The 11,863-nt window shown below is 65.6% G+C and carries 10 protein-coding genes; all 10 read left to right on the top strand.

The window, feature by feature from the left end; translation table 11 throughout:
• The 10 genes from HDG34_RS20155 (at window position 1) to HDG34_RS20110 (ending at window position 11,861) form a co-directional block, all read left to right on the top strand.
• A complete protein-coding gene (locus HDG34_RS20155) occupies window positions 1-1,515 on the top strand; it encodes an efflux transporter outer membrane subunit (RefSeq protein ID WP_184061874.1) in 1,515 nt (504 codons plus the stop codon).
• A complete protein-coding gene (locus HDG34_RS20150) occupies window positions 1,512-2,792 on the top strand; it encodes a paraquat-inducible protein A (protein ID WP_184061873.1) in 1,281 nt (426 codons plus the stop codon). The genes HDG34_RS20155 and HDG34_RS20150 overlap by 4 nt, the downstream gene beginning before the upstream one ends.
• Window positions 2,776-4,389: an MlaD family protein gene (locus HDG34_RS20145; RefSeq protein WP_184061872.1), complete on the top strand. Its 1,614-nt coding sequence runs from the start codon at window positions 2,776-2,778 to the stop codon at window positions 4,387-4,389. The genes HDG34_RS20150 and HDG34_RS20145 overlap by 17 nt, the downstream gene beginning before the upstream one ends.
• Window positions 4,386-4,985: a membrane integrity-associated transporter subunit PqiC gene (locus HDG34_RS20140; protein WP_184061871.1), complete on the top strand. Its 600-nt coding sequence runs from the start codon at window positions 4,386-4,388 to the stop codon at window positions 4,983-4,985. The genes HDG34_RS20145 and HDG34_RS20140 overlap by 4 nt, the downstream gene beginning before the upstream one ends.
• A gap of 178 nt (window positions 4,986-5,163) precedes the next feature.
• Entirely contained in the window at window positions 5,164-7,500 is a 2,337-nt protein-coding gene (locus HDG34_RS20135; protein WP_184061870.1) for a DUF3141 domain-containing protein, read from the top strand.
• A gap of 79 nt (window positions 7,501-7,579) precedes the next feature.
• A complete protein-coding gene (locus HDG34_RS20130; RefSeq protein ID WP_184061869.1) occupies window positions 7,580-8,569 on the top strand; it encodes a phosphate acetyltransferase in 990 nt (329 codons plus the stop codon).
• A 4-nt stretch (window positions 8,570-8,573) separates the two neighbouring features.
• Complete coding sequence (locus HDG34_RS20125; RefSeq protein ID WP_184061868.1) at window positions 8,574-9,749, top strand: acetate/propionate family kinase; 1,176 nt, start codon at window positions 8,574-8,576, stop codon at window positions 9,747-9,749.
• A 12-nt stretch (window positions 9,750-9,761) separates the two neighbouring features.
• On the top strand, window positions 9,762-10,544 hold the full coding sequence (gene fabI, locus HDG34_RS20120; RefSeq protein WP_184061867.1) for an enoyl-ACP reductase FabI: 783 nt from the start codon (window positions 9,762-9,764) through the stop codon (window positions 10,542-10,544).
• A 20-nt stretch (window positions 10,545-10,564) separates the two neighbouring features.
• A complete protein-coding gene (locus HDG34_RS20115) occupies window positions 10,565-10,822 on the top strand; it encodes an RNA-binding protein (RefSeq protein WP_184061866.1) in 258 nt (85 codons plus the stop codon).
• A gap of 19 nt (window positions 10,823-10,841) precedes the next feature.
• On the top strand, window positions 10,842-11,861 hold the full coding sequence (locus HDG34_RS20110) for a hypothetical protein (RefSeq protein ID WP_184061865.1): 1,020 nt from the start codon (window positions 10,842-10,844) through the stop codon (window positions 11,859-11,861).
• The last annotated feature ends 2 nt before the right edge of the window (window positions 11,862-11,863 follow it).

The raw sequence follows: 11,863 nt of genomic DNA, 5'->3' as shown, positions 1-11,863 counted from the left end.
ATGCACGGCACTGCACCGGCGCGTTTGCTCGCATCCGTCATGCTGCTCGCGCTGAGCGGATGCCTGCTAGGCCCCAACTACCAGCGCCCGGCGGTCGACGTGCCGGCCACTTATCGTTTCGCCCAGGGCGAGGCCGCGGGCATCGCCAACGCCGTGTGGTGGGAGCAGTTTCAGGACCCGGTGCTCGATCAGCTGATCGCCGCCGCGCTGCAGGACAATCGCGACGTGAAGGTCGCGGCCGCGCGGGTCGACGAGTTTCGCGGGCAGTTCGTGACCACGCGCTCCGGGCTGTTCCCGCAGCTTTCGGCAGGCGCCGACGCGTCGCGTCAACGGGTCTCGCAGGACGAAGGCGTGCCGGTGCCGAAGGGCGTGAGCCCCGTCTACAACCAGTTCGACGCGACGCTGGCGGTGTCCTGGGAACTCGATCTGTTCGGCAAGGTGCGCCGGGAAACCGAGGCGGCACGCGCGAACCTGCTCGCAAGCGAAGAGGGCCGCCGCGCCACGATTCTCACGCTGGTGAGCTCGGTCGCGTCGGCCTACATCAATCTGCGCAGTCTGGACCGGCAGCTAGTGATCGCGAAGGAGACCGTGCAAAGCCGCGCGGAATCGGTGCGCGTGTTCGAGGCGCGCTTCCGCTACGGCGAGGTCTCGCAGATGGAACTCGCGCAAAGCCAGTCGGAGTATCAAGCCGCGCAAGTCACGATTCCGCAGCTCGAAGCGCAGATCGCCCAGCAGGAAGACGCGTTGTCGGTGTTGATCGGCAGGAATCCCGGCGCGATACTGCGCGGCCGTGAGCTGTCGCAGATGGGCACGCCGCCGATTCCCGAGGGGCTGCCGTCCGATCTGCTCGAACGCCGTCCCGACCTGCTGGAGGCCGAGCAGACGCTGGTCGCGCAAAACGCGCTGATCGGGGCGGCGCGCGCGCTGTACTTCCCGTCGATTTCGCTGACCGGGCTGTTCGGTTCGGTCAGCGCGCAGTTCTCGAATCTGTTCACCGGCCCGGCGCGTGTGTGGTCGTTTGCCGGCAGCGTCACGCAGCCGATCTTCACGGCGGGCAACATCACCGGCCAGGTGCACCAGGCCGAAGCGCGCCAGCAGGAATCGCTGTACTCGTACGAAAAGGCGATCCAGGTAGCGTTCCAGGAGGTCGAGGACGCGCTCATCTCCGTGCAGAAGACGCATCAGGCACTCGATGCGCAAAACCTCCAGGTCGAGGCGCTGCACACCTATGCGCACCTCGCGCGGCAGCGCTACGAAGGCGGCTATACGAGCTACATCGAAGTGCTCGATGCGGAGCGCAGCCTGTTCAACGCGCAACTGAACTATGCGCAAACTCAAGGCGCGGTGCTGGCCTCGTACGTCACGCTCTACAAGGCGACGGGCGGTGGCTGGGTGGCCGAGGCGGAAAAACTGACGGCGCCGCCGCCCGCGCCGCAAAACTCGCCGGCGATGGCGCCGGTCTCGCAGAACGCGCCCGCGCCGGCTGGAACGTCGGGTGCAGTGGAGGCGAGATGACGGGCAACGAGCTGATTGCGTGCGAAGAGTGCGACCTGCTTCAACTCGGCGCGCCGCCGGCCGCCGGCAATGCGTTGCGCTGCCAGCGTTGCCGCGCGGAGCTCAGGCGCGGACGCTCGAACGGGCCGGAGTATGCGCTCGCGTTCTCGTGCGCGTCCGCGGTGCTGCTCGTGATCTCGAACGTGTTTCCGATCGTCGGTCTGTCGCTGAACGGCCATGTCGTGCAGACGACGCTCGCGGGTTCGGTGCGCATGCTGTACAGCCACGGCTCGTGGCCGCTCGCCTTGCTGGTCGGCCTCACGACGATCGTCACGCCGGTGCTGCAAACCGCGGCGATGCTGTGGCTGCTGCTGCCGCTGCGCTTCGGGCGCGTGCCGTGGCGGCCGGCCGAGTGCTTTCGTCTGTTTCAGCTCGCGCGGCCGTGGGGCATGACCGAGGTGCTGATCCTCGGCTTGCTGGTCGCGCTGGTCAAGCTCGCGCATATCGCCAAGGTGGTGCCGGGCACTGCGCTGTGGTCGTTCATCGCGCTGATGCTGCTGCTCGCGGCCGCGGCGGCGACCTTCGATCCGCATGAGGTGTGGGCGCGCATCACGGCAGCGCGTGGCGCGCAGGCGTGGCAGTTGCCGCCGATCCGCGTGCGCCGCAACGCCATCACGGCGTCTGCCTACGGGCTCGTGCTGTGCGAAGAATGCGGCCTGCTGCTCAAGCAGCCCAGCGGCGCGGTCAAGCACGTCTGTCCGCGCTGCAAGGCGCCGTTGCACCAGCGCAAGCCCGCGAGCCTGTCGCGCACGTGGGCGTATCTGGTGGCCGCGATGGTGCTCTACATTCCGGCCAACGTGCTGCCCGTGATGGACACGAGTTCGCTGTTCGGCACGCAGAAGGACACGATCCTGAGCGGCGTGGTGTATCTGTGGGTATCGGGCTCGTGGCCGCTCGCCGTGCTCGTATTCATCGCGAGCATCGTCGTGCCGATGCTGAAGATTCTCGGCATCGGGTATCTCGCGCTGTCGACCCAGCTTCGTTGGCAATGGCTGCCCGGGCAGCGCACGCGGATCTATCGCCTGATCGAGCTGATCGGTCGCTGGTCGATGCTCGACATCTACGTGATCACGATGCTGGTCGCGCTGGTGCAATTCCAGGCGCTGGCGACGATCAAGGCGGGGCCGGCGGCGATCGCGTTCGGCGCGGTCGTCGTGCTGACCTTGCTCGCCGCGATGGCGTTCGATCCGCGCCTGATGTGGGACGCTTTGGAGACCGAACGTGTCCACTCCGACTGAAGAGCCCGAGCTGCCCGCCGCGGAGCCGGTGCCGCGCTCGCGCTGGCGGATGCAACTGGTCTGGCTCGTGCCGATCGTGGCGATACTGATCGGCGGTTGGCTGGCGGTGAAGGCGGTGATGGAGCGCGGCGAGCAGATCAGCATCAGCTTCAAGACCGGCGACGGTCTCGAAGCGGGCAAGACGAAGCTCAAGTTCAAGGACGTCGATATCGGTGTGGTCGAAGCGGTCTCGCTGACGCCGGACCACAAGCGTGTGGTGGCCAAGGCCGAGGTGACGCGCGACGTGTCGGACCTGCTCGTCGACAACACGCGCTTCTGGGTCGTGCGTCCGCGCATTTCGGGCGGTACGGTGTCGGGGCTCGGCACGCTGCTGTCGGGCTCGTATATCGACGTCGACGTCGGCAATTCGCCAAAAGCGCGCCGCGGTTTCGTCGGCCTCGAGGAGCCCCCCGTGATCGCGAGCGACGTGCCGGGGCACGAGTACACGTTGCACGGCACGGGACTCGGCTCGCTCGACGTGGGTACGCCCGTGTTTTTCCGCAGAATTCAGGTGGGCCAGGTCGCGTCGTACCAGTTGGACCCCGACGGCCACGGCGTCACGGTGAAGGTCTTCGTCAACGCGCCGTATGACCGCTTCGTCAGAACCGACACGCGCTTCTGGCACGCCAGCGGTGTCGACATGTCGTTCGACAGCAGCGGCTTGCGCGTCGAAACGCAGTCGATCGTGTCGATCATCATCGGCGGGATCGCGTTCGAATCGCCGCCCGATTCGCAGGTAGAGACGAGCGCCGATACCAGCACCCGTTTCGAGCTGTACACCACGCGCGCCGACGCGATGAAGATGCACGATCGCATCGTCGTCAAATACGTGGTGAACTTCGCGGATTCGGTGCGCGGTCTGACAGTTGGCGCGCCGGTCGATTTCCGCGGCGTCGAAATCGGCGAAGTGACGGCGATCTACACGCGCTTCGATCCGGACACCCGCCGCTTCAGCAGTCCGGTCGAGATCAATCTCTATCCGGAGCGGTTCACGTCGCGCTATCAGAACGACGGCGCCGGCGGACACCTCACCAACGACCCGCGCGGTCTCGCGAACTATCTGGTCGAGCACGGCTTCCGCTTCCAGTTGAGAACCGGCAATCTGCTGACCGGCCAGCAGTATCTCGCGCTCGACTATTTCCCCGACGCGCCGAAGGCGTCGATCGACTGGAGCAAGACGCCGCCCGAAATGCCCGCGATTCCGCGCACGCTGCAATCGCTGCAGGAATCGGTCACGCGACTGCTCGCCAAGATCAACAACATACCGTTCGAGGATATCGGCAAGGACGCGCGCTCGACGCTGCGCACCACCAACGCGATGCTCGGGCAGCTCAACACGCAGGTCGTGCCGAAAGCGCGCGACACGCTGCTGTCCGCGCAATCGACGCTCGATTCCGCGAATGCCGCGCTGCAGCCCGACTCGTCGCTGCAGCAATCGACGGAGGACGCAATGCGTGAATTGACTCGCACCGCTGCCTCGCTGCGCACGCTGGCCGACTATCTGGCGCAGCATCCGGAATCGCTCGTGCGCGGCAAGTCCGAGGACAGGAAGCCATGACAGATGCGATGCGCCGCTTCGCGGCCGGCCTGATGCTCGCGCTCGCCGGCGCTCTGCTCGGCGCCTGCAAGTCGCCGGCGACGAACTTCTACACGCTGAGCCCCGACGAGTCGTTGAGCAGCACCGGCGCGAGCCGGCCGATCGCGGCGGTGATCGGTCCGGTCACGATACCCGAGATCGTGGACCGGCCGCAGATCGTCACGCGGATCGCTAACAACGAGGTCGCGGTCAACGAATTCGACCGCTGGGCGCAGCCGCTCGGTGGCGACATCGGCCGCGTGATCGCGGCCGATCTCGGCGCGCTGCTGAACTCGCAGCAGATTTCGGTATTCGATGCGGTACGCGATCCGTCCGTCGTCTGGCGCGTGCGGATCGACGTGATGCGCTTCGAGTCCGTGCCGGGGCGCGACGTCACCGTCGATGTGCTGTGGGCCGTGCGGCCGCCCGGCAAGGTCCGCGCCGTCACCGGCCGCTCGGTCGCGCGCGAGAGCGTATCCGGTCCCGGATTCGAGCCGATCATCGCCGCCCACGATCGCGCGCTCGCCTCGGTGAGCCGCGATATCGCCGCAGCGGTGCAGGCGAAACCCGTTCAATGAGACGTCGCGCTGCGTCACGTCGACACGCGCCGCGCCCGAACCCGTGCGCTGCACCGGGTCGCGCGCATAATAAGACCTTGGTCCGATTGCTAGAGCTCTGGCCCAACTCCACGATTCAATCAATGCACGGCGCGTGCCTCGGCACCGATCGTGACGCGCACCTTTCAGGAGTCTTCCGATGGACGCTGAAACGCTGTTGTCACAAAGCCAGGACATTGCCTCGAAAATCACCCACGTGCTGCAGAAGCGCACGCAAATCGCCCAGCGGCATCTGAATGAACGGGTCACCGAAACGCTGGGGCTCGATCACGATGGCGCCCCGACCGCAAGCGCGATGCCCGCGCCATTCGATCCGCTCAGTGCGTGGCAATACACGGTAGATGCCGCGCAGCGCTCGCTGCTGTTCTGGGACACGCTGTACCGGCGCGGCAACGAGTTCGTCGAACGCAGCGTCAGCGGTCCCGCGCCGGTGCTGCATTTCGAGTACGACATGGTGCTGGACGGCCGCAAGTTCGAACGGCCGGTCAACTATGCGCTGCTGCAACTTCGTCCGCTCGAAGGCGTGGGCGTGGACGTGCGCAAACGCCCGTATCTGATCATCGATCCGCGCGCGGGGCACGGCCCCGGCATTGGCGGCTTCAAGGACGATTCGCAGGCGGGCATCGCGCTGCGCGCGGGCTATCCCGTCTACTTCGTGGTGTTCTTTCGCGACCCCGAGCCCGGTCAGACCCTGCTCGACGTGTGCAACGCCGAGCAGCTATTCGTGCGCAAGGTGCGCGCGCTGCATCCCGACAGTCCGAAGCCCGCGATCATCGGCAATTGCCAGGGCGGCTGGGCGGCGATGATGCTCGCCAGCTCCGACCCCGAGGAGACCGGCCCGATCGTCATCAACGGTGCGCCGATGTCGTACTGGAGCGCGGCCTGGAGCGAAGGCGAGGGCGACAACCCGATGCGTTACGCGGGCGGCATGCTGGGCGGCGCGTGGCTCGCGTCGTACGCGGCGGATCTTGGCAACGGCAAGTTCGACGGCGCCTATCTGGTGGAGAACTTCGAGAACCTGAATCCCGCCAACACGTTCTGGGACAAGTACTACCACCTGTTCTCGAACGTCGATACCGAGCCGCCACGCTTTCTGGAATTCGAGCGCTGGTGGGGCAGCTACTACCTGATGAATCGCGAGGAGATCGAATGGATCACGCGCAACCTGTTCGTCGGCAACAAGCTGTGGTCCGGCGGAGTGACGAACAGCAGCGGCCAGGCTTTCGATCTGCGTGAAATCCGCTCGCCGATCATCCTGTTCGCGTCGATGGGGGACAACATCACGCCGCCTCAACAGGCGTTCAACTGGGTGGCGGACCTTTACGGCAGCACCGAGGAGATCAAGTCGCGCGGCCAGGTGATCGTCGGTCTGACGCACCAGAACATTGGGCATCTGGGCATTTTCGTGTCCGGGAAAGTCGCGAAGAAGGAGCACAAGCAGATCATGTCCGTGCTCGAGACCATCGAAACCTTCCCGCCGGGACTCTACGGCATGACCATCAACGAGGCCAGGAACGCGGCCGGGGAGATCGAATACGAAGTCGAATTTCATGAGCGGCGGCTCGAGGAGATTTCCGCGCATCTCAACCGCTTCGGCCGCATCGACGAAAAGCCGTTCGAAGCGGTCGCCGCGGTGTCCAATCTGAATCAGCGCATGTATGAACTGCTCGCGCAGCCGTTCGTGCGGGCGATGTCGAACGAAACGAGCGCCCGCCTGCTGCGCCAGTTTCATCCGCTGCGCTGGCAGCGCTGGGCCGTGTCCGCGATGAACCCGTGGCTTGGCTGGCTGCCGGCGGCCGCGCAGTCGGTTCGTGAGAATCGCCAGCGGGCCGCCGCCGATAACCCGTGGAGCAAGCTCGAACACAACGGCTCGCAAATGATCAGCGCATCGCTGGACTATTACCGCGCGATGCGCGACGCGGGGACCGAGGCCAGCTTCTTCAGCGTGTACGCGAATCTGTATGCGACGTATCTGAGCAAGCCGGCCGCCGATGGCGTGGCCGCGCAAGCCGGCGCGATCGATCCGCGCGAGCTGCCGTTCGTGCGCACGGCGTTGCAGGCGATCGGCGACGGCGGCTACACGGAGGCACTCGCGCGCGCGGCCTATCTGTTGTCGCGCAAGGGCGGGTCATTGCCGCTCGCGCGCCTGGAGATGCGCAAGGAGATCGCCGAAAGTTACGCGGAGTACCTGCCCGACATCAGCCCCGATCACTGGCGGCGGATCCGGGGCGAGCAGGAAATCATCGTCAGCTTCGAACCGGACGAGTCGATAGCCACGCTGCCGAAGCTGCTTTCCCACAGCGAGGACCGCGAGCGCTTTCTACAACTGCTCGACAAGCTGGCGAGCGACGAGCGCGTGTTGAACACCGCGCCCGACGCCGCGCAAAAGGAGGCGTTCGAACGCATCCGCGCGGTGCTGGGTTCGCGCGAGAGCCGCAAGCGCAACGCACGTTTGCCTGACTCTACTCGCACGTGAGCAACTGGCGCGATGCGCAGCAGGACGCAAGCGTGACGGAACCGTGTGCACGGCGCCCGTATGCACGGCGCCCGTCAGCATGGCGTGCCACGCGTCACGAATCCAACGCACCGTACACACGAGGAATACGCCGATGGAAAAGCACGCGAAGTATCAGCGTCTGATCGATTTCTGCCGGACGCTGCCGGCGATGCCGACAGCGGTCGCGCATCCGTGCGACCAGAGTTCGCTCAATGGCGCGGTCGAAGCAGCCGGGATGGGACTGATCGCGCCGCTGCTGGTCGGGCCGCGCGCGCGCATCGAAGCGATTGCCGCCGAACACGGCATCGACATTTCGAACTTCACGATCGTCGATGCGCCGCATAGCCATGCCGCCGCGGCAGCAGCCGTGCAACTGGTGCGCGAAGGCAAGGCGGAGGCCCTGATGAAAGGCAGCCTGCATACGGACGAGCTGATGGCCGAGGTGATTCGCCGTGACACCGGCCTGCGCACCGAGCGGCGCATCAGCCATTGCTTCGTGATGGACGTGCCCGGGTACGAGAACGCGCTGATCATCACCGACGCCGCGATCAACATCTTGCCGACGCTCGAAGAGAAGGTCGACATCCTGCAGAACGCGATCGATCTCGGGCACGCGCTGAAACTTGACGAAGTCCGCGTGGCGATCCTGTCCGCGACCGAGAGCGTCAATCCGAAAATTCCATCGACGGTGGAAGCGGCGGCGCTGTGCAAGATGGTGGACCGCGGGCAGATCACCGGCGGGCTCGTTGACGGTCCGCTCGCACTCGACAACGCGATCAGCATTGAAGCCATGCGCATCAAGCAGATCGAGTCGCGGGTGGCCGGTCGCGCCAATGTATTGATGGTGCCGGACCTCGAAGCGGGCAACATGCTCGCGAAAAGCCTGTCGTTTCTCGCCGGCGCGGACGCGGCGGGCATCGTGCTCGGCGCGCGCGTGCCGATCATTCTGACGAGCCGCGCGGATTCCCTGTCGACGCGTCTCGCGTCGTGCGCGGTCGCCGCGTTGGTGGCCAAGGCACGGCGCGAGGCCGGCAAGGTGGTCGGGTGACGTCATGGCGGATGTGATCCTCGTATTGAACGCAGGTTCGTCGAGCCTCAAGTTCAGCGCCTTCGACGCGCAACAAGCGCAACTCGAGCTCATTTTGCGCGGTCAGATCGAAGCGCTCTACACGAGCCCGCGTTTTCGCGTGACGGACCGCGACGGTAATGCCAGCTCGCACGAATGGGGCGATGGCCATCGGCTCGGCCATCAGGGCGCGATCGAATATCTGGGCGGTTTTTTGCGCGACCACGGCGGCGGCAATCAACTGAAGGCGGTCGGGCATCGCGTCGTGCACGGCGGGCAGCGCTTTGCCGGCCCCGTCCTCGCGACTTCCGAGGTGATCGACCAGCTCGACAGCCTGAGCCCGCTCGCGCCGCTGCATCAGCCGCATAACCTGACCCCGATCCGCATCCTCGCGCAGCTGCGTCCCGACCTTCCACAGGTCGCGTGCTTCGACACCACGTTTCATCGCACGCAGACCGAGACCGCGCAGGCCTATGCGCTGCCCCCCTCGATTACCGACCGCGGCGTGCGGCGCTACGGTTTTCACGGGCTCTCGTACGAATACATCGCGAGCGTGCTGCCGGACATCGCACCGGCCGCGGCGGCGGGGCGCACCGTCGTCGCGCATCTGGGCAACGGTGCGAGCATGTGCGCGATGGTCGCGGGCAAGAGCGTGGCGAGCACGATGGGCTTCACGGCGGTGGAAGGCCTGCCGATGGGCACGCGTTGCGGCAGCCTCGACCCCGGCGTGATGCTCTATCTGCTCGACGAGCTGAAGATGGATACGCAGTCGATCGCGGACCTCATTTACAAGGGCTCGGGGCTGCTCGGCATGTCGGGCATCTCGGGCGACATGCGCGTGCTGCTCGACAGCGACGACCCGCGTGCCCACTTTGCGATCGACGTCTACACCTACCGGATCGGGCGCGAACTCGGCAGTCTCGCCGCGGCGATGCAAGGTCTCGACGCACTGGTGCTGACGGCCGGCATCGGCGAGCACGCCGTCGCGATTCGCGAGCGCATCGTGCGCGATGCCGCGTGGCTCGGCGCCGAACTCGACGAAGCGGCCAATCGGGCGGGCGGCCCGCTGATCACCCGCGCCTCGAGCAGGCTGCCGGTCTGGGTCGTGCCCACCAACGAGGAACTGATGATCGCCCGCCATACGCGCGCTGTCGCCCCATAGAGGAGTTTCACCATGTCTGTCGAGCAACCGAGTTTGATTCTGCGAGGAGCGAAGGCCCTCGTGACCGGCGTCGCCAACGAGCATTCGATTGCCTACGGATGCGCGAAGGCGTTTCACGACCTCGGCGCGAGCGTTGCGCTCACCTATGCGAACGACAAGGCGCTTCCTTATGTGGAACCGATAGCCAAAGCACTCGACGCCGAGATCTTCATGCCGCTCGACGTAACGGGCGAGGACGAAATGGAGGCCGTGTTCGACCGGATCGAGAAGACATGGGGAAGCCTCGATATTCTCGTTCACGCCGTTGCATGGGCGCCGAAAGCGGATCTGCAGGGCGGCTTGCTGCGATCGTCGCGCGAGGGCTTCCTGAGCGCGATGGACATCTCCTGCCATTCGTTCGTGCGGATGGCGCGCCTCGCCGCGCCGCTAATGAAAGACGGCGGCACCATGCTGACGATGAGCTACTACGGTGCGAACAAGGTCGTGCCGAACTACAACCTGATGGGCCCCGTCAAGGCGGCGCTCGAAGCCTGCGCGCGCTATCTGGCGTTCGAGCTGGGACCGAAGGGCATCCGCGTGCACGCGATTTCTCCCGGGCCGCTGCAGACCCGCGCCGCTTCGGGCCTGAAGGATTTCGAGCTGCTGCTCAACGAAGCGGTGCAGCGCGCGCCGCTCGGCGAACTCGTCGACATCATGGATGTCGGCTATACCTGTGCGTTTCTGGCCACGCCGTATGCCCGGCGGGTGTCCGGTTCTACCTTGTATATCGACGGCGGATTGAACATCGTCGCATAGAGCCTGGAGGAGTAAGCATCATGGCTGAACTGTTTCTTGGAAACGTCGAGGAAAGCGTCTCCGACGAAGAGATCGGCGAGTTCCTGATTCGCTACGGGTTCCCGCGCTTCAGCTCGATCCAGCGGGTGCACGGCACGGGCTCGCGGCCAGGCGCGGTGGTCGTCTTCGACGACGTGTCCGCGGACGGGCTGCGCATACTGCAAAGCCGCGTCCATAACCTGTTCTGGAAGAACCACACGATCGTCGCGCAGCTGCTGCCGGAGCGCGACGAATCGTGACGGGCGACGGGAGCCGGGCATGGGTCTGCTGTCGCGGTGGCTGACCAGGCGCAACGCTTCCGAAGAGAGCGACGATCAGCAGACGAAGGAAATCGTCGAGCGGATCGTCGGGCTCTGTCCGTCGTTGCGGCTCGCGCGCAACTATGCGTCGCGCCTGCGGCCCGCCGTGCAACACACGACCGCCTATCTGCTCCGGCTCGCCGATGAAGTGCCGCCGACGCGCGAAGCGAACGCGGGGGCGTGGGCGACAGACCCGTATATCCACGCCTTTTTCGCCACACCCGACGACGTCTGCCCGGTCTTCAACCGCTCACACGAGCTGAACACGTTCTTCAGCGACCATCCCGCTGCCGATCAGGTATTCGCGGTGCTCGGCATGGCCATGGACGAGCGGCGTATTTTCGGCGTCGGGCAACACGGCGAAACGACGCAAACCGATCTCGCGCAGACGACCATCAACTTCAGCGATCACCAGGTGCGCGTGTGCGAAGAATCCGAAGCCGCGTTGCGGCGCCAAATCGTGTTGCGGATCGTCGATCAGCTCGTGCTCGAAGCCCTCGGCAAGATCGAGGCCGACACCTCGCGGCAGGACGAATTGCAACGCGAAAGGGCGCTGCTGAAAACGCGCCTGACGATTCTCGAACGGCAAGGGGCGGGCGTGCGCTCGCTGCTTGGTAGCGACGCGACGTCGAATTACGCGGAAGTGGCGAAGCTGCAGGTGCAGATCGAAGAGAACGATCAGGCTCTGGCGCAGTTGGGCCTGAAGACAGAGGCGCTGGAGCGGCATCTCGACGTGATGTGCGGTGTACTGGGGGCGCCGGATGCGCATTTCTACGTGCGCAAAAGCATGTACCGGCTCGACCGGATGAACGTCGTCCTGGGAGAGGGAGATACGCGGCCCGCGCACGAAATCGAGTTTCGCCTTGCGCGTCTGCCGGCGAGTGCCAATGCGATACGGGTTTTCTCGACGGTGCGTTTTCGACGCGCGGACTTTACGCCTCCCCTCAGCGGCCTCGCGCAAGCGCACCGCCTGATCTGACG

Origin of the sequence: Paraburkholderia sp. HC6.4b (genome assembly GCF_014200875.1) — a bacterium.
In the GTDB taxonomy this organism is placed as follows: Bacteria; Pseudomonadota; Gammaproteobacteria; order Burkholderiales; family Burkholderiaceae; genus Paraburkholderia; species Paraburkholderia tuberum.
This window is presented reverse-complemented; position numbering and strand designations above follow the sequence as displayed.